This is a genomic window from Stenotrophomonas rhizophila, from assembly GCF_003651185.1.
Classification (GTDB): domain Bacteria; phylum Pseudomonadota; class Gammaproteobacteria; order Xanthomonadales; family Xanthomonadaceae; genus Stenotrophomonas; species Stenotrophomonas maltophilia_Z.
The window spans coordinates 25,198-43,663 of record NZ_RCDC01000007.1 but is presented as its reverse complement, the minus strand read 5'-3'; the positions used below and the strand labels follow the sequence as shown (position 1 = coordinate 43,663).

The following is an 18,466-nucleotide window of genomic DNA, read 5'->3' as shown; positions in this document are numbered from 1 at the left end:
CGTTTTCCCCCAGACGAGTTCCACCCCGATGGCGCAGCAAACAATGAAGGCCCTGGTCAAACGCGAAGCCGCCAAGGGCATCTGGCTGGAAGACGTTCCGGTCCCCACCCCCGGCCCGAACCAGGTCCTGATCAAGCTGGAAAAAACCGCCATCTGCGGTACCGACCTGCACATCTACCTGTGGGACGAGTGGAGCCAGCGTACGATCAAGCCGGGTCTGACCATCGGCCACGAGTTCGTCGGCCGCATCGCCGAGATCGGCCCGGGCGTGACCGGCTATGAGATCGGCCAGCGCGTCTCGGCCGAAGGCCATATCGTCTGCGGCCATTGCCGCAATTGCCGCGGCGGCCGCCAGCACCTGTGCCCGAACACCGTGGGCATCGGCGTCAACGTCAACGGCGCCTTCGCCGAATACATGGTGATGCCGGCCAGCAACCTGTGGCCGATCCCGGATCAGATCCCGTCCGAGCTGGCTGCGTTCTTCGATCCGTACGGCAACGCCGCGCACTGCGCGCTGGAGTTCAACGTGATCGGCGAGGACGTGCTGATCACCGGTGCCGGCCCGATCGGCATCATCGCCGCCGGCATCTGCAAGCACATCGGTGCGCGCAACGTGGTGGTCACCGACGTCAATGATTTCCGCCTGAAGCTGGCCGCCGACATGGGCGCCACCCGCGTGGTGAACGTCTCCAACACCTCGCTCAAGGACGTGATGAAGGAGCTGCACATGGAGGGCTTCGACGTGGGCCTGGAAATGAGCGGCAACCCGCGCGCGTTCAACGACATGCTCGACTGCATGTACCACGGCGGCAAGATCGCCATGCTCGGCATCATGCCCAAGGGTGCCGGCTGCGACTGGGACAAGATCATCTTCAAGGGCCTGACCGTGCAGGGCATCTACGGCCGCAAGATGTACGAGACCTGGTACAAGATGACCCAGCTGGTGCTGTCCGGCTTCCCGCTGGGGAAGGTGATGACCCACCAGCTGCCGATCGATGATTTCCAGAAGGGCTTCGACCTGATGGAACAGGGCAAGGCTGGCAAGGTGGTCTTGAGCTGGAATTGATCACCTGTGCCTTCGGCACAGATGATCCATTGTCCATTCCACCTTGATTCCCGCGCCGTTGGCGCGCCCCCTTGAACAACAAGGGGGCTGTTCTCCAGCAAGGGTCCGGTGTGAGGCCAACATTGAAAAGGCGCCCATCCGGGCGCCTTTTCTGGTTCGCGAGGTGGCCGGCGGTGTCGGGCGCCGGCCAGTGGCCGGCTACTTGCCAACGGCGACCGTGAACACCACGCGGTTGTCAGCCAGCTTGCCGTTGTTGTCGCGACCGGCGCCATCGGTGCCGTGGTACCCCAGGCCCAGGTTGAACAGGCCGAACTGGCGGCTCACGCCGACGTTGAAGTCGGTGTAGTCCTTGCCAAAATCGGTCTCGAGCGAGGTGCGGCCCACGTTCGCGCTCAGGGTGAAATCATTGGGCAGACCCCACTCGCCGCCCACCGCGTAGTACCAGCTCTTGGTATCGGACCCGGACAGATCATCGGTGTAGGCCACCGTCAGCTTGTACTGCTCGGCGAAGGTGGTGGTGGTGATCAGCTCGTTGTAGTTCAGCTCGCTGGCGCCCGGATAGGTGTAGCGGTTGAGCAGCACGTCGAAATTGACGCCGTCGGTGACATCCACCCCGTAGCCGATCAGGTAGTCGATCTCGGTGCTTGGGTCGCCCGGCCCGAAGTCCACGCCCGAGCCCCACACGCCCGCATACAGGCCTACCGGCGAGGCATAGGTGAAGCCGGCCTGCAGTGTCGGATCCTCATCGGTCTGGGACACACCACGGAACACGTAGTCCGACACCGCGGTGACGTTCCAGCTGAACGGCGATTCGGCCTCGTCCTGGGCGCTGGCGGCAAACGGGGCAAGCAGGGCGGCGCAGAGCACAACGGCGGCGGTACAGCGCGTGGCGTGGTTCATGCGGGGTCTCTCCAGACGTGGGTGGGGTGGGCGGAACGGCGCGGTTTACAGTTTTTTAACCTGAATGATATTGCGATGCAACAATCACGTCTGCAACCGTCCCCCGGCCTGCCCCGCCCTTCCACCGCCGGCGGCAACCCCGCCGTCGCCCCCGACAGGTAAAATCCCGGGTTTCCCGTGCCGAAGACTGCCTGCCATGACCGACGCCACCACCGCCTCGCTGACCCAGCACTACGTTGAAGAACTGGAGGCGATCCGCGCCCAGGGCCTGTTCAAGTCCGAACGCATCATCACCAGCCCGCAGTCGGCCGAGATCACCTTGGACGACGGCCGTACGGTGCTGAACTTCTGCGCCAACAACTACCTGGGCCTGGCCGACCATCCGGACCTGATCCAGGCCGCCAAGGACGCGCTGGATACCCATGGCTTCGGCATGGCCTCGGTGCGCTTCATCTGCGGCACCCAGGACCTGCACAAGCAGCTGGAAACGCAGATCGCCGATTTCTTCGGCAAGCAGGACACCATCCTGTACGCGGCCTGCTTCGATGCCAACGGTGGCCTGTTCGAGCCGCTGCTGGGCGAGCACGACGCGATCATTTCCGACGCGCTCAACCATGCCTCGATCATCGATGGCGTGCGCCTGTGCAAGGCCAAGCGGTTCCGCTACGCCAACTGCGACATGGCCGATCTGGAAGCCCAGCTGCAGGCCGCCGATGCGGCCGGTTGCAAGACCAAGCTGATCACCACCGACGGCGTGTTCTCGATGGACGGCTTCATCGCCCCGCTGGATGAGATCACCGCGCTGGCCAAGAAGTACAACGCGCTGGTGCACATCGACGAATGCCATGCCACCGGCTTCCTCGGCGCGACCGGCCGCGGCTCGGCCGAGGTCAAGGGCGTGCTGGAAAAGATCGACATCATCACCGGCACCCTGGGCAAGGCCATGGGCGGTGCGCTGGGCGGCTTCACCTGCGCCAGCGCCGAAGTGATCGAACTGCTGCGCCAGCGCTCGCGCCCGTACCTGTTCTCCAACTCGCTGCCGCCGCACGTGGTCGCCGCCGGCATCAAGGCCTTCCAGATGCTGGCCGCCGCCGATGACCTGCGCGATACCCTGGCGCAGAACACTGCCTACTTCCGCGAGAAGATGACCACTGCCGGTTTCGATGTGAAGCCGGGCGTGCACCCGATCAGCCCGGTGATGCTGTACGACGCGCCGCTGGCGCAGAAGTTCGCCGAGCGCCTGCTCGAAGAAGGGATCTACGCGATCGGCTTCTTCTTCCCGGTGGTGCCCAAGGGGCAGGCCCGCATCCGCACCCAGATCAGCGCCGCGCACACGCGTGCGCACCTGGACCGTGCCATTGATGCCTTCACCCGGATCGGCCTGGAACTGGGCGTGATCAAGGGGTGACCGGACGACGGCGCCCTGCGCGCCGTCCCCACAGAACGCCGGGCAGTGCCCGGCGTTTTTTTATTTTTTCTTTTTCTTCTTGTCCTGGGCCTGTTCCTTGCTGGCCACCACCACCGGTGCGGCGACCGGCCCATCCTGGCCGTTGCCCTTGGCGACGCGGATGCCGTTGGCCTTCATCCACGCATCGAACTCGTCGGCGCTCATGCGCTTGTCGCCATCGCTCATCAGGAAGCGGTAGCTGCCGCGGCCATCCAGCTCGGGGATCTTGATCTCCACCACCTTGTCGGTCACCGGCGGATCCTGTTTGGCGATCTGCTTGTGGCCGCCACAGGCGGTCAGCAGCGCGGCCGGCAACAACAGGCAGGCGCCGCGGAACAGGGAACGGTTGAGGGTACTGACGTGCATGGTCTTACTCCCGGTATTGAACGGAACATCCCTTCGAAGGCCATCCATTGCCCGGGTCGAATGGCCTGCCACATGCCGGCAGGCCACGAGGTCACGGTGTGGCCGCGGCGCTGTCGGCCACGGCGTAAAGCAGCTCCAGATCGTGTGGGCTGAGCTCGCGCCAGGCGCCCTTGCCCAGCTCGCCCAGCGGCAGCTGGCCGATCGCCACGCGCACCAGGCGCAGCACGTTGATGTCGAACGCGGCGAGCAGGCGGCGGATGTGCCGGTTGCGGCCTTCCTCCAGCACCACTTCCAGCCAGGCGGTCTTGTCGCCACTGCGCAGCAGCGTGGCGCGTCGCGCGCGCAGCAGTTCGCCCTCATCCTCGATGCCCGTACACAACGCCTGCAGCTGCGCGGCATCGGGGAGGGCATCGATCTGGACGTGATAGGTCTTGTCCGGGCCGGTGGCCGGATCGGTCAGGCGCGCGGCCCACTGCGGATCATTGCTGAAGAGCAGCAGGCCTTCGCTGGCCTTGTCCAGGCGCCCGACCGGCGCGATCCACGGCAGGCTGGCAGCATCGAAGCAGCGATAAACGGTGTCGCGGCCGCGCTCGTCCTGCGCGGTGGTGACCAGGCCGCGCGGCTTGTTGAGCATCAGGTGCACGCGCTTGGGCGCATCCAGCGGCTGACCATCGACGCGCACGTGATGGCGCCCGTCGATGATCGGAAATTCGGGGTTGTTGATGACACGGCCGTCGACCGTCACCCGGCCATCGGCGATCCAGCGTGCGGCTTCGGTCCGCGAGCACAGCCCGGCCTTGGAGAGCACGCGCGCCAGGCCATGGCGCGGTGCGCCCGCAGGGGTGCTGGAGGCGGCGTTGCGGGCAGCTGTTGCAGGGCTCGCACGCCGCTCGGGGCGGCGTGGTCGGGACGCGTTCGCGGCGGGTGGCCGGCGTGTCGTCATCGTGCTCCGCTCAGGCGGCTTACTTCTTGTCCGCCGGCTTGGTCTCAGCCGGTGCTTCGCTGGTGGCGGCCGGCACGGCAGCCGGTACCGGGCGCGCCTTGACCACGCGCACACCGCGCGCTTTCATCCAGGCGTCGAATTCTTCGGCGGTCATGCGCTTGCCGTTCTGGCTCATGTCAAAGCGCCACGGCGTGTTGTCGAACTCGGTCTGCGGCTTGTAGGCCGCCGGATCGTTCGGGTTGATCACCGGTGCGCTGGGAATCGCCTTGGCGATGTTCTGGCAGCCGTCGATGCGCAGGCGCTGCAGCACGCTGTCCAGCGACTGCTCGCGGTCGTAGCTGGAGGTCAGCACGCCGGCGGGCATGCCCAACTGGACGTTGCGGATGTACAGCTCTTCGGCAACCGGTGCGATCGCGGTGGCCGGCAGCGGCAGCGGCGATGCGCTGGCAGGTGCCGAACAGTCCACGGCAGCGTGGGCGGTGGGAACCAGGGCCAGGCCAAGCGCGGCGGCCAGTGCAAAACGCTGCATGGGATGCATCCAGGAAGGGGTCGACGCGGCGAGTTTAACAGCGCCACAACGTCTTTCAAGCGCCACTTTCAATGAATACGGCAACTTATTGGATTTATTGTCGATTTCCAGGATTCGACCCGACTGGATGCGTGACAAGGCGCTTCTCCATCGGCGAGGGCACTTCTTGAAGCGAACGGCGAACTTTTTGACTCTCGGCGGCCGGTGCGTCGAGCGCTGGGCCAAGCCCGTTGGCGCCGCAACGAAAGGCTGGGTTTTAGTGGACTTACAGCACGCCGAGCCTCGTAGCGGCCGGTAGGCCCCTGGGCAAAATCAAGGAGGAGGCCGTCGCCGTCAGGCGGCGGCCGGGGGACATTTGCCAAGGGGCCTACCGGTCGCTACGGGGCGTGACGCGCTCGGAAGGGCCCAACTGTCGAGTTGAGAGAAGACAAAAAAAAACAGGGCCCGGCAATGCCGGGCCCTGCTTAGTGAGACTGTACTACCAGAAGGATTAGTTCTGGACGTTCAGCTCGGTACGACGGTTCTTGGCGCGGCCTTCCGGGTTATCCGAACCATCCGGGTTGGTGTTCGGCGCAATCGGGCGGCTCTCGCCGTAACCGATCGGACCGACCAGACGCGAAGCGTCAACGCCGTTCTGGGTCAGGTAGTTGTACACCGAGGTAGCACGACGCTCGGACAGCTTCTGGTTGTAAGCGTCGGTACCCTTGGAATCGGTGTGACCGGCCACTTCAACGCGCAGATCCGGGTAACGCTTCAGGATTTCCGAAGCCTCGCTCAGGATCGCAACCGCGTCCGGACGCAGGTTCGACTTATCGAAGTCGAAGTTCACGCCCTTCAGATCGATCGACACCGGGACCGGGCAACCGTCCGGACCGATGGTCTGACCCGGCTGCGAGTTCGGGCACTTGTCGTCGCAGTTGTTGACGCCGTCACCGTCGTCATCCAGATCGGCGCAGCTCGGCGCAACCGGAGCCGGAGCCGGCACGGCAGCAACCGGGGCCGGGCCCAGCGGGATCACGACGCCGACCGAAGCCAGCACGTCGCCGAACCAGTCTTCGCTCGGAGCAGCAATGCTCTGGTCGTCGAAGTCAGCGCGGTAGGCCACTTCGGCACGCACGGCGACGCGCTTTTCGAAGGTGGTCTGCAGGCCGACGCCGACCTTGGCGGCGAAGTTGCCGTCCTTGCGCTCACGCGGACCATTGGTGTTCAGTGCCGGATACTCTTCTTCCGACTTCTGGTAGCCCAGACCCATCAGCAGGTAGGGGTTCCAGCCGCGGCCTTCCTGGATGAAGTGGCGACGCAGGTCGAGCGAGGCGCCGTACTGGCTCCAGTTCAGATCCTGGTTGGCGTCGAAGTTCGGATTCTGGTAGTTCAGCTCGCCATCCAGCGACCAGTTGGGGCTGATGAACTTACCGAGGCCCAGGGTAACGAACGGAGCGTCGTTGGTCAGACGGTCGCTATCCTGGAAGTTGAAGCCGGCCGAACCGGTCAGGTACCAGCGGTCGTCAAAATCCTGCGCCGATGCAGCCTGGGCGAAAGCCAGACCGCCCAGCAGCGCGGCAGTGAGGATCTTCTTGTTCATTGAGTACAGCTCCTATTTCGGGGGTATGAAACCGGTAGAGGCATGGGCCAGCACTACTGCGTCGTTTTCAGACTGCCGATTCAGCACGCCACCGCCGCGAACATTATGCTCAGGCGAGTGAAGGTGATGTTAACAGTCCCGTAACATGTGAAGACGACCGCCAGACCTCTACCGGGTCCAGCTGGTGGCACCCTATACAGGTTGATGAAATTCCGCAAGACCCAGCAATGACAAGGGTTTTGCCTAATTCAGGCGACGTCGCGACACATTTTTCACGTGAGGGTTCAAATGCCGATTGCGCCTTGATTCAGCGCAAAAACAGCGACGTCGTGATCCGTATGATGAGGGTGCCCCCCTCGTTTCCGGAGCCGATATGAAAGCCGTGGGACTGACCCGATATCTGCCGATTGACGACCCCGCCGCACTTCAGGACCTGAGCATTGCGCCACCGGGCGCGCCGCAGGGACGCGACCTGCTGGTGCGAATACAGGCTGTTTCCATCAATCCGGTCGACACCAAACAGCGCGCGCCGCGCCCGCAGCAGGAGAATCCTGCGCGGATCCTGGGGTATGACGCGGCCGGCGTGGTCGAGGCGGTAGGCCCGGAGGTCACCGCGTTCGCCCTTGGCGATGAGGTGTATTACGCGGGCGATGTCACCCGCTCGGGTTGCAATGCGCAGTATCAGTGGGTGGACGAACGCCTGGTCGGGCGCAAACCCACCACGTTGGATTTCGCCGAGGCCGCCGCGTTGCCGTTGACCACGCTGACCGCGTGGGAACTGCTGTTCCAGCGCATGCCGCTGCACCTTGAAGACCGCCGCCATCGCGGGCAGCACCTGTTGATCATCGGCGGTGCCGGCGGCGTCGGTTCGATGGCGACCCAGCTCGCGCGCCATGCCGGCTTCAGCGTGATCGCCACCGCCTCGCGCGAGGAAACCCGTGCGTGGTGCATGCAGATGGGCGCCGACCACGTGATCGATCATCGCCAGCCGCTGGCTGCGCAATTGCAGGCACTGGGCATCGCGCAGGTGCAGGTGGCGCTGAACCTGGCCGACACCGACCAGTACTGGGAGGCGCTGGGCGAGCTGCTGGCCCCGCAGGGACATGTGGGGCTGATCGTTGAACCGCGCGGACCGTTGCGCATCGGCGATCCGTACAAAGCCAAATGCATCGGCATCCATTGGGAGTTCATGTTTGCCCGGTCGCGCTTCCAGACCGAGGACATGATCGAACAGCACCGCATTCTGAGCCGAGCCGCCAGCCTGATCGACGCGGGCGAACTGCGCACGACCGCACATACGCATCTGGGCTCGATCACCGCAGCGAACCTGCGTGAGGCACATCGCCAGCTGGAAGGCGGCGGCGTGATCGGCAAACTGGTGCTGTCCGGCTGGGACTGACGCGCGCGGCAATGTGTCTGCGCAGATTCGCGCGTATCTGTATCTGTCGGCGGTGCGAAGGGCCCCCTACAGTCAGTGGCCCTTCCGGTGAAACCGACATGCCCACGTCCCTGCCCCTGCGCCTGCTGCAACTCCTGCTTGGTCTGTTCCTGTATGGCTTCGGCGCGGCGGTGATGATCCGCGCGGCGATCGGCGTGGCGCCCTGGGATGTGCTGTCACAGGGCATCGCGCTGCAGACGCCGCTGTCCTTCGGCGTGGCCACCAACGTGATCGGCGCGCTGGTGTTGCTGCTGTGGTGGCCGATACGGCAGAAACCCGGCCTGGGCACCGTGCTCAACGTGCTGCTGATCGGCCCCAGCGCGCAGTTCGGGCTGTGGCTGCTGCCGCAGGTGCAGGGACTGGCCTGGCAGATCCCGATGTTCATCTGCGGCCTGCTGCTGGTCGCGCTGGCTACCGGCCTGTACATCGGCGCACGCTTCGGGCCCGGCCCGCGCGATGGCCTGATGACTGGCCTGCACGCCCGCACCGGCTGGCCGATCTGGATCGTGCGCAGCGCGATCGAAGGCACCGTGCTGCTGATCGGCTGGTGGCTCGGCGGCAATGTCGGCGTGGGCACGCTCGCCTTCGCGCTGCTGATCGGCCCGCTGTGCGGGGTTACCCTGCCGCTGTTCGGCATCCGCAAGCCCGCCCCGGCCGCCGTCGCGCCATAACAGCGCCGGTGCCGGACCGGCGATCGGCACCGGCCGGGGCGCCTGCGCTTGCTCTTCAGAGGCATTCGCGGCACCCTGCGGGCTTCCGTACGCAAGCGTATCCACATGTCGCCAGCCGCCGAATCCACCGCCTACCCGCATCTGTTCACCCCGCTCGACCTGGGCTTCACCCAGCTGCGCAACCGGGTCCTGATGGGGTCCATGCACACCGGCCTGGAAGATCGTGCGCGCGATTTCCCGCGCTTGGCGGCCTATTTCGCCGAGCGTGCCGCCGGCGGCGTCGGGCTGATCGTCACCGGCGGCTTCGCGCCCAACGTGGTCGGCTGGCTCAAGCCGTTCGGTGGCAAGCTGTCCTGGCCGTGGGAAGTGCGACCGCATCGCCAGGTCACCCGGGCCGTGCACGACAACGGCAGCAAGATCTGCCTGCAGCTGCTGCATGCCGGCCGCTACGCCTACCACCCCCTCTCGGTGGCCCCCTCCAAGCTGAAGGCCCCGATCAACCCGTTCACCCCGCGGGCGCTGTCCGCGCGCGGGGTGGAGCGCCACATCGCTGATTACGCGCGCAGCGCGCGGCTGGCCCGCGAGGCCGGCTACGACGGCGTCGAGGTGATGGGTTCGGAAGGCTATCTGATCAATGAGTTCATCGCCCCGCGTACCAACCAGCGCACCGACCGCTGGGGCGGCGACGCGGCACAGCGCATGCGCTTCGCCGTCGAGATCGTGCGCCGCATCCGCGAGGCCTGCGGGCCGGACTTCATCATCATCTACCGGCTCTCGCTGGTGGATCTGGTGCCCGACGGCAGCAACTGGGCCGAGATCGTGCAGCAGGCGCAGGCGATCGAGGCGGCGGGCGCCACGCTGATCAATTCGGGCATCGGCTGGCACGAGGCGCGCATCCCGACCATCGCGACCTCGGTGCCACGCGGCGCCTTTGCCGGGGTCACCGCCAAGCTCAAGCCGCATGTCCGCGTGCCGGTGATCGCGACCAACCGCATCAACATGCCCGACGTGGCCGAACGCATCCTTGCCGCGGGCGGGGCCGATATGGTGTCGCTGGCGCGGCCGCTGCTGGCCGACCCGCAGTGGGCCAACAAGTCACGCGCCGGGCGTCCGGAGGCGATCAACACCTGCATCGCCTGCAACCAGGCCTGTCTGGACCACGTGTTCGAGAACAAGACCGCCAGCTGCCTGGTCAACCCGCGCGCCGTGCACGAGACCGAGCTGGTCTACCACCCGACCACCGCCCCGCGCCGGATCGCCGTGGTCGGTGCCGGCCCGGCCGGGCTGGCCTGCGCGTCGGTCGCCGCCGAGCGTGGCCACGCGGTGACGCTGTTCGACGCCGGCAGCGAGATCGGCGGGCAGTTCAATGTCGCCAAGCGCATCCCGGGCAAGGAAGAATTCCACGAGACGCTGCGCTATTTCCGCCACAAGCTGGGCGAGACCGGTGTCGAGGTGAAGCTGGGCACCGTGGCCGACGTGGCCGCGCTGGCCGGTTTCGACGCGGTGGTGATCGCCACCGGCATCATCCCGCGCCGGGTGGATTTCCCCGGCGCCGACCACCCCAAGGTGGTCACCTACCTGGATGTGCTGCTCGGCAGGGTCCAGGTGGGCGAGCAGGTCGCGATCATCGGCGCCGGCGGGATCGGCTTCGATGTCGGCGAGTTCCTGGTCCACCAGGGGCCCTCCTCCGCGCTGGACCCGGCACGCTGGATGGCCGAGTGGGGCGTGGACCCCAGCTTCGAGGGCCGGGGCGCGCTGGCCAAACCGGCACCTGAAGCACCCGCGCGCAAGGTCTGGCTGCTGCAGCGCAGCCCGGGCAAGCCCGGCGCCCGGCTGGGCAAGACCACCGGCTGGATCCACCGCGCCACGCTCAAGGCCAAGGGCGTGAGCATGCTCGGTGGCGTGGCATACCTGGGCGTGGATGACAGCGGCCTGCGTATCGGCGTGGACGGCCAGGAACAGCTGCTGCCGGTGAGCCATGTGGTGGTCTGCGCCGGCCAGGAACCGCGCCGTGATCTGCACGCCGCGCTGCAGGCCGCCGGCATCCATGCGCAGCTGATCGGCGGTGCGGACGTGGCCGCCGAACTCGACGCCAAGCGCGCGATCGATCAGGGCAGCCGGGTCGCCGCCGCGCTCTGATCCGGGTCGAAACCGACCTGAATACGGGGCTGAACGGCCGATTCAGCCCCACCTCCTAACCTGAATGTCAAGCGTTCGGGTTCAGGATGTATTGGGAAATCCCCCCCTATCGTGCGCCAACTTTCCCGCTCACCACCCAGTTCGAGTGAGCGCGCGGACCCCACGTCTATTCGGGTCCGCCCCCGGGCGGCCCCGATGGCCGCCTCCCCATGACGCCAAGTCGTACCCACGCCCCGTCCGCATGATCGGATGGAACAGCCAGGTGCGGCCCACACGGAGCAAGGAGATTTATGAAACTGGCCTGGATTCTCTGGCTGTCACAGTTGTTGCCGCAGCCTGCCGCCGATTCGTTGTGCCTGAGCACGACCGTCTACCTCGAAGCGCGTGACCAGACCCTGCGCGGCCAGCAAGCCGTCGCGGAAGTGGCCCTGCGCCGCCTGGACAGCGGCTTGTGGGGCGACTCGATGTGCCAGGTGGTGACCGCCCGCAAGCAGTTCGCCCCGACCATCGTGGCGCCCGGCACCCAGCTCGGCAACGCCGATGCCTGGCAGGAAGCGATGACCGTGGCCTTCGATGCCGAGCGCAACTGGGCCCTGCCGGCCGGTGAGCGCAAGGAGATCGTCCCGGGTGCGAGCCACTTCGCCGCCCTGGCAATCGCCAACCCGAGCTGGCGCAATGCCTACCAGGTGGCCACCATTGGCGATCACACCTTCTACCGCGTGCAGAAACTCAAGCCGCGCGCGTCGTAACGATCTGTTACGGCCATACCGTTGAGGATGCGAGGCCGGCTCTGGAATAGTGGGCGGCTCACCTTCCACCCATCCGCAACGGAGTTCCCATGAAGCTGTACAGCAAGCCCGGAGCCTGCTCCACCGCCGATCACATCGCCCTGCAGTGGACCGGCCAGCCGTTCGAGGTGGAACTGCTCGACAAGGACACCCTGAAGGCCCCCGCCTTCCTGGCCATCAATCCGGCCGGTTCGGTCCCGGTGGTGGTCGACGGCGATTTCGTGCTGACCCAGAACGCGGCCATCCTGGGTTACATCGCCGATACCTACCCGCAGGCCGGCCTGACCGGTGACGGCAGCCCCAAGCAGCGCGCCGAAGCCACCCGTTGGCTGTCCTTCGTCAATTCGGACCTGCACCCGGCATTCAAGCCGCTGTTCGGGCCGGCCACCTTCATCGAAGACGACACCCAGTACGACGCGCTCCGCGCCACCGCCCGCAAGCGCCTGCGTGGCCTGTTCGAGCGCGCCGATGCGCAGCTGGCCGACCGCCCCTGGCTGGCCGGGTTCCGCAGCTTCGCCGACCCGTACTTCTACATCACCCTGCGCTGGGCCGCGGGCGCGAAGATCGACCTGAGCGGCCTGGACAACATCGCTGCCTTCAAGCAGCGGATGGACGCCGATGCCGGCGTGCAGGCGGTACTGAAGGCCGAAGGCCTGAGCTGACCGGTGCGGCTGACGTAGACGGATAAGAAGAAGCCCGGCAGTGCCGGGCTTTTTCGTTTCCAGCGCGTGCGAGGTGATCAGCCAACGACCTCGACCACAGTGCCCTCGGCATCGCGCAGTTCGCTCGGCTCCACCACCACCTGCAGCGCCGGCCAACCCGGGATCGCATAGGTGCCACGGCGGGGCATGACCGTGGCGACCAGCGCCTGCACCGTGGCCGGTGCCAGCTGGCAGTCCAGCGCATCACCCTCGACCACCAGCGCATTGGCGGCCGCCGGCGACAGCGTGATCTGCCGATCGTTGCCGACCAGCGTCAATGGCTGGCCGAACAGCAACCGCGCCGGCAACAACGCGAGCAGCGATTCCACCTGGCGCGCGCCCAGCGTCACGGTCAACTGCTGCCCTGCGCCCTCGCCCTGCACCGACCCGCCCAGCTTTTCCAGGAACAGATAGGCCGTCTGCGAGCCCTCGCGTGCCGCACCCTCGGCCACGGCGGCCGCCAGTGCGGGATCGTCCAGCAGCGAGCCGCGCGCGATATCGGTGATCCACAGCGGCATCTTCGGCAGCAGCGCCTCGAGCACGCCGGTGGTCGACCAGCGCTTCACCGCCTCCATCTCGTCATCGGTCAGCCCGATCACCTGCAGGAACGCCAGCGAACCGTTGGGCGTCTCGCGCGCCGGCAGCTGCGGGTCGCGCATGAAGGCGACATGCCGCAGTGGCGTATCAGTGTCGGCGGCGATCGGCCCGCCCGCATTGAGGTAGTGGCCCTGCTGGAACACCTTGCCGTTGGCGAACACGTAGCGCGCCAGGTTCTGCAGGAAATTCATCGCCCACGGCGGTGGCTCGCTGCCTGCCGCAGCGGCAACCCGGACGCTCAGCTCGAAGCCGTAGCCACTGGTGGCCGGATCATCGCTCTCTTTTTCATACAGCTCGGAGAAGCCATAGCTGACGAAGTGCCAGTGCGGCAGCGGCGCATCGTTCCAATATGCGCTGATGCCGTCCAGCGGGTCCTCGCCACCCAGCAGCGAACGCAGCACCGGGCCGTAATGCTGCGGCGCCTGCGTGGGATACACCGCCTTCAACGCGGCATCGATGGCATCCCACCCGGGGGCGCCGTCGTCCTCGATCTCATCCACCATCGCCATCCTCCCGCACACGAAACAGCACGCATTCTAAACAGCGTGCTGCCTGGCTGCCGTCGACGTATCGCCTCAGGCGATCACGACCTCGGTGTGCAGCAGCGCGTGCGTTTCTTCCAGCCAGCGGTTGGCCAGTGCCGGGCTTTTCGCCTTGCTGATCGCAGCGGCCAGGTCCGGCCACAGCTTCTCCAGGCCGCCGGCATCGGTGCAGCGCTCGACTTTCAACTGCATGAAATACCCCTTCAGACCGAGATACCTGCGCACCGATTCGCTCATCCAGTCATACAGCCGCTTGTACAGCTCCGGATCCTGCTCGCGCCCGGCGGTCAGCGCTGCAGCAATGACCGGTGCGGCACTCCCGCCGACGACCTCGATCAACCCCATTGCCGACAGCTGCGCCAGCGCATCGTCCGGTGCGCGCAGGCCCGGCAACAACGCGGTCAACGCGGTGTCATCGCGCTGACCATCGACCATCAGCAGCATGGACCGCAGCGCAGGCGGCAAGCGCCGCGCACGGTCCTCGATTTCCTGACGGCCAGCGGCCGTCTTGGCCTGGATATACGCCATGTGTTCCCCCTTCACGTGGTGCCCTATCACACGCGTCGGCCGGCCGTTCGCCGCTACCTGCGCGCCCCCTGTGATCTTCCAGGCCATCAATGTCCGGCGGCCGCCCCAGGCGCGCCGTATCCCCAGCGCGCGCGTGCCGCCGGCAAGACCCGCACCGATCACGTCCGCAGCTTACCCGAGCGTTCGCGTCGCCGGTAATGCGCTGCAGCATCGTGCGGGGAGCCTAGCGGGTCAGCTCCCCAGCGCGCGCCGGATCTCGTCCAAGGCCGCCGGGTCGTCCAAGGTCGACAGATCACCCGGATCACGCTCCTCCGCCAGCGCCTGCAGCGAGCGCCGCAGCAGTTTGCCCGAACGCGTTTTAGGCAGCGCGTTGACGATATGGATGTGCGCCGGCCGCGCGACCGCGCCCAGGGTATTGGTCACCCGCTGCATCATCTCGGCCGCCACGGCACTCCCGTCGCCCTGCAGGGCCTGCTTGAGGGTGACGAACACCAGCGGCACCTGGCCCTTGAGTTCATCCTTGACCCCGATCACAGCGGCCTCGGCCACCAGCGGATGGCCGGCGATGCATTCTTCGATCTCGCGCGTGCCCAGGCGGTGCCCGGCCACATTGATGACATCGTCGGTGCGGCCGAGGATGAAGGTGTAGCCGTCTTCGTCCTGGATCGCCCAGTCCAGCGAGCTGTACAGCAGTTCCTTGAAGTGGCTGAAGTAGCTCTGGATGAAGCGCGCGTCGTCCTTCCAGACCGTGGTCATGCAGCCCGGCGGCAGCGGCGGGATCATCACCAGCACGCCCTTCTGCCCCGGCGCGACGGTCTCGCCGGTGTTCTCGTCGATCACCTTCATCCGGTAGCCGAGGTTCGGAAAACCGGGCGAGCCGAAGCGCACCGGTTTCATGTCCACGCCCGGCAGCAGGGTCAGTGCCGGCCAGCCGGTTTCGGTCTGCCAGTAGTTGTCGATGATCGGCTTGCCGAGTGCGTCGTTGATCCAGTGCGCGGTCGGCTCGTCGAGCGGTTCGCCGGCGAGGAAGACGTACTTCAATGCTTCCAGATCGTGGCGGCGGATGAAATCGGCGTCGTGTTTCTTGAGCACGCGGATCGCGGTCGGCGAGGAGAACAGCGTGCGCACGCCGTACTGTTCGCACAGCGCCCACCAGATGCCCGGGTCCGGGTGGGTCGGCAGCCCTTCATAGAGCAACGAGGTGCAGCCGCCGATCAGCGGGCCGTACACGTTGTAGGAATGCCCGACCGCCCAGCCCACATCCGAGGTGGAGAACATCACCTGGCCGGGCTTGCAGTCGAACACCGTCTCCATCGACTGCGCCATCGCCACCGCGTAGCCGCCGACATCGCGCTGCACGCCCTTCGGCTTGCCGGTGGTGCCGGAGGTATAGAGCAGATAGCTTGGCTCGCTGGATTCCAGCCACACCACCGGCACATCCTGGTCACCCACTTCGGCACGCAGCGTGGCGTAGTCGACGTCGCGGCCGGGCATCTTCGGCTCGGCCGGGTCCAGCCCGCGTGAGACGATCAATACATGCGGTGGCGGCGAGGCGGCTTCGGCGCAGGCGGCATCGACCATCGCCTTGTACGGAATCACTTTGCCACCGCGCTTGCCGGCGTCGGCGGCGATCAACAGCTTCGGTTCGGCGTCATCGATGCGCAGTGCCAGGTTGTGCGCGGCGAAACCGCCGAACACCACCGAGTGGATCGCCCCGATGCGTGCACACGCCAGCATCGCGAACACCGCTTCGGCCATGTTCGGCATGTAGATCACCACGCGGTCGCCACGCTGTACGTCCAGCCGCTGCAGCACGGCGGCGAAGGCATTCACTTCGCGGTGCAGTTCGCGGTAGGTGATCTCGCGGGTAACGCCGGTTTCGCTGGAGATGGCGACGAGGGCGAGCTGATCGGGACGGTCGACCAGATGACGGTCCACCGCGTTGTAGCAGAGGTTGGTTTCCCCGCCGACGAACCAGCGCCGGAACGGCGGATTGCTGTAGTCGAGGATCTGCTGCGGCGGTGTATGCCAGTAGATGCGCTGGGCCTCTTCGCCCCAGAACGCCTCGGGTTCATCGACCGAACGTCGATAGACATCTTCGTAACGCATGACAGCCCTCCCAGACAAAGTCATGGGATCGAGCATAGTCCGATGGTGAGGCGCGGGCCGTCCGACCTTGGTCGTAGGGCCGGTCGGTGGGTGGGGGGCTGGCCCCCATACCCTTGTAGGCGAAATAAAGGAGGAGGGGGCGGCCGCAGGCCGACGCCGGAGGACATTCGCCGGAAAGGGTATGGGGGCCAGCCCCCCACCCACCGACCGCCGCGCGGAAAAGACTCAGTACGCGCCTTTGCACCGCCTATGGGAGAAGAAACAAAAAAAACGCCGGGCAATGCCCGGCGTTTTTTCAATTCGTACCGACCAACGATATTCGCGCCGTCCTGGCGCTCACCCTTCGGGCCGGCGCTTTGCACCGTTGAGAACGGCTCCTGCCGTTCTCTTCGGCACCTGTCGTGGCGTGCGATCAGCCCAGCAGGTGGGCGACGCCCGAACGCTCTTCTTCCAGCTCGGCCAGGGTCTTGTCGATGTACTTCTGGCTGAAATCGTCGACCGGCAGATCCTTGACCAGGGTGTACTCGCCGTTCTCGGTGGTGACCGCGAAGCCGAAGATCACGCCTTCCGGAATGCCGTAGGAGCCGTCGGACGGCACGCCCATGGTGACCCACTTACCGTTGCTGCCCAGCACCCAGTCACGGATGTGGTCGACGGCGGCATTGGCGGCCGAGGCGGCCGAGGACGAGCCACGGGCTTCGATGATCGCCGCGCCGCGCTTGCCCACGGTCGGGATGAAGGTGGAGGCGTTCCATTCCTGGTCGTTGATCGCCTCGGCGATGGAGGCACCCTCGGCGGTGGCGAAACGGTAATCCGGGTACATGGTCGGGCTGTGGTTGCCCCACACGATCAGCTTCTCCATGCCACCGACCGGCTTGCCGAGCTTGGTCGACAGCTGGCTCAGCGCACGGTTGTGGTCCAGGCGCAGCATGGCGGTGAAGTTGCGCGGGTTCAGATCCGGTGCCGACTTCATGGCGATGTAGGCATTGGTGTTGGCCGGGTTGCCGACCACCAGCACCTTGACGTCACGCTTGGCGACCTTGTTCAGCGCCGCGCCCTGGGCGGTGAAGATCTTCGCGTTTTCCAGCAGCAGATCCTTGCGCTCCATGCCCGGGCCGCGCGGACGCGCGCCGACCAGCAGGGCGATGTCGGCATCCTTGAAGGCCACTTCGGCGTCATCGGTACCGACCATGCCGGCCAGCAGCGGGAAGGCGCAGTCTTCCAGTTCCATCATCACGCCGCGCAGGGCGGCCTGGGCCTTGTCGACCGGCAGCTCGAGCAGCTGCAGGATGACCGGCTGGTCCTTGCCCAGCATGTCGCCGGAGGCGATGCGGAACAGCAGGGCGTAGCCGATCTGGCCGGCGGCGCCGGTCACGGCAACACGAACAGGTGCTTTCATGGGGATTTCCTCTGCTAAGAATCGTAAAAACGGCCCCCTTCACAGGGGGCCGTCGGGATCGGATCAGGCGCTGGGGATGAGCTTGTTCCACTCCGCCACGCGCTCGGCCTGGGCGGCCAGCACGGCGTCGGTGTCGCCTTCCAGGGTGATCGAATGGATCACGTCGCCCTGCTTGACCGAGTCCACGATGGCCTGGCCGTCGAGCACCTGGCCGAACACGGTGTGCTTGCCGTCCAGCCAATCGGTCTTGATGTGGGTGATGAAGAACTGGCTGCCGTTCGTGTTCGGGCCGGCATTGGCCATCGACAGCGAACCGACCTGGTGCTTCACGCCGTTCTTTTCATCTTCGAACTTGTAGCCCGGGCCGCCGGTGCCCTGGCCCTTGGGGCAGCCACCCTGGATCATGAAGTCCGGGATCACGCGGTGGAAGACCAGGCCGTCATAGAAGCCGTGCTTGACCAGATTGACGAAGTTGGCGACCGTCAGCGGGGCCTTGTCGGCGAACAGCTCGACCTTGATCGGGCCCTGGGTGGTGTCGAAAGTGGCGATGAGGGACATGCAAATCCTTGGGGTACGGGGGTTTGTCGTTAGCCCCATAGGATACACCCGTGGTATGCACCACCGCATGCGCGCTGCCGCCCCACGCTTCGCTGCGCGAACCGCGGGCCCCTCTTGCCAGCACCCACACCCCCGCCGCTTCGCGGCAGCCCCCTGACTCAGG

17 protein-coding genes are annotated in these 18,466 nt (G+C 66.2%); 7 read left to right on the top strand and 10 right to left on the bottom strand.

The window, feature by feature from the left end; all coding sequences use genetic code 11:
• The first annotated feature begins 43 nt into the window (after positions 1-43).
• Complete coding sequence (gene tdh / locus BCL79_RS16235) at positions 44-1,066, top strand: L-threonine 3-dehydrogenase (RefSeq protein WP_121042931.1); 1,023 nt, start codon at positions 44-46, stop codon at positions 1,064-1,066.
• 198 nt (positions 1,067-1,264) lie between these two features.
• Here the strand turns inward: tdh and BCL79_RS16230 are convergent, their stop codons facing one another.
• Entirely contained in the window at positions 1,265-1,966 is a 702-nt protein-coding gene (locus BCL79_RS16230; protein ID WP_121042929.1) for a TorF family putative porin, read from the bottom strand.
• A 196-nt stretch (positions 1,967-2,162) separates the two neighbouring features.
• On the opposite strand from BCL79_RS16230, the gene kbl reads away from it, so the two are divergent.
• A complete protein-coding gene (gene kbl, locus BCL79_RS16225; protein WP_121042927.1) occupies positions 2,163-3,374 on the top strand; it encodes a glycine C-acetyltransferase in 1,212 nt (403 codons plus the stop codon).
• Between the two features lie 60 nt (positions 3,375-3,434).
• Here the strand turns inward: kbl and BCL79_RS16220 are convergent, their stop codons facing one another.
• From BCL79_RS16220 to BCL79_RS16205, 4 genes are all read right to left on the bottom strand, one after another.
• Positions 3,435-3,779, bottom strand: coding sequence for a hypothetical protein (locus BCL79_RS16220; RefSeq protein WP_121042925.1), 345 nt, complete (start codon positions 3,777-3,779; stop codon positions 3,435-3,437).
• A gap of 91 nt (positions 3,780-3,870) precedes the next feature.
• Entirely contained in the window at positions 3,871-4,722 is an 852-nt protein-coding gene (locus BCL79_RS16215; RefSeq protein ID WP_121042923.1) for a pseudouridine synthase, read from the bottom strand.
• Positions 4,723-4,741: 19 nt separating this feature from the next.
• Complete coding sequence (locus tag BCL79_RS16210) at positions 4,742-5,251, bottom strand: hypothetical protein (RefSeq protein ID WP_121042921.1); 510 nt, start codon at positions 5,249-5,251, stop codon at positions 4,742-4,744.
• A 490-nt stretch (positions 5,252-5,741) separates the two neighbouring features.
• Positions 5,742-6,833, bottom strand: coding sequence for an OmpA family protein (locus tag BCL79_RS16205; protein ID WP_121042919.1), 1,092 nt, complete (start codon positions 6,831-6,833; stop codon positions 5,742-5,744).
• Positions 6,834-7,206: 373 nt separating this feature from the next.
• On the opposite strand from BCL79_RS16205, the gene BCL79_RS16200 reads away from it, so the two are divergent.
• From BCL79_RS16200 to BCL79_RS16180, 5 genes are all read left to right on the top strand, one after another.
• Positions 7,207-8,232: a zinc-binding alcohol dehydrogenase family protein gene (locus tag BCL79_RS16200; RefSeq protein WP_121042917.1), complete on the top strand. Its 1,026-nt coding sequence runs from the start codon at positions 7,207-7,209 to the stop codon at positions 8,230-8,232.
• 98 nt (positions 8,233-8,330) lie between these two features.
• Positions 8,331-8,942, top strand: coding sequence for a YczE/YyaS/YitT family protein (locus tag BCL79_RS16195; RefSeq protein ID WP_121042915.1), 612 nt, complete (start codon positions 8,331-8,333; stop codon positions 8,940-8,942).
• A gap of 105 nt (positions 8,943-9,047) precedes the next feature.
• Positions 9,048-11,081 carry an NADPH-dependent 2,4-dienoyl-CoA reductase gene (locus BCL79_RS16190; RefSeq protein ID WP_121042914.1) on the top strand — a complete coding sequence of 678 codons (2,034 nt, stop codon included), beginning with the start codon at positions 9,048-9,050 and terminating at the stop codon, positions 11,079-11,081.
• A gap of 290 nt (positions 11,082-11,371) precedes the next feature.
• Complete coding sequence (locus BCL79_RS16185) at positions 11,372-11,830, top strand: cell wall hydrolase (protein ID WP_088435200.1); 459 nt, start codon at positions 11,372-11,374, stop codon at positions 11,828-11,830.
• Positions 11,831-11,919: 89 nt separating this feature from the next.
• On the top strand, positions 11,920-12,531 hold the full coding sequence (locus BCL79_RS16180; RefSeq protein ID WP_121042912.1) for a glutathione S-transferase family protein: 612 nt from the start codon (positions 11,920-11,922) through the stop codon (positions 12,529-12,531).
• A gap of 77 nt (positions 12,532-12,608) precedes the next feature.
• Here BCL79_RS16180 and BCL79_RS16175 read toward each other — a convergent pair whose 3' ends face one another.
• The 5 genes from BCL79_RS16175 to BCL79_RS16155 all read right to left on the bottom strand — a co-directional run bounded on the left by BCL79_RS16175 (position 12,609) and on the right by BCL79_RS16155 (position 18,303).
• Complete coding sequence (locus tag BCL79_RS16175; RefSeq protein WP_121043531.1) at positions 12,609-13,670, bottom strand: suppressor of fused domain protein; 1,062 nt, start codon at positions 13,668-13,670, stop codon at positions 12,609-12,611.
• Positions 13,671-13,742: 72 nt separating this feature from the next.
• Positions 13,743-14,237 (bottom strand): hypothetical protein, encoded by a 495-nt coding sequence (locus tag BCL79_RS16170; RefSeq protein WP_121042910.1) that lies wholly within the window; start codon positions 14,235-14,237, stop codon positions 13,743-13,745.
• A 231-nt stretch (positions 14,238-14,468) separates the two neighbouring features.
• On the bottom strand, positions 14,469-16,346 hold the full coding sequence (gene prpE, locus BCL79_RS16165; RefSeq protein ID WP_121042908.1) for a propionate--CoA ligase: 1,878 nt from the start codon (positions 16,344-16,346) through the stop codon (positions 14,469-14,471).
• Positions 16,347-16,758: 412 nt separating this feature from the next.
• Positions 16,759-17,745, bottom strand: a complete 987-nt coding sequence (locus BCL79_RS16160) for a malate dehydrogenase (protein WP_121042906.1) — start codon at positions 17,743-17,745, stop codon at positions 16,759-16,761.
• A gap of 63 nt (positions 17,746-17,808) precedes the next feature.
• Complete coding sequence (locus BCL79_RS16155) at positions 17,809-18,303, bottom strand: peptidylprolyl isomerase (RefSeq protein WP_121042904.1); 495 nt, start codon at positions 18,301-18,303, stop codon at positions 17,809-17,811.
• Positions 18,304-18,466 lie beyond the last annotated feature (163 nt).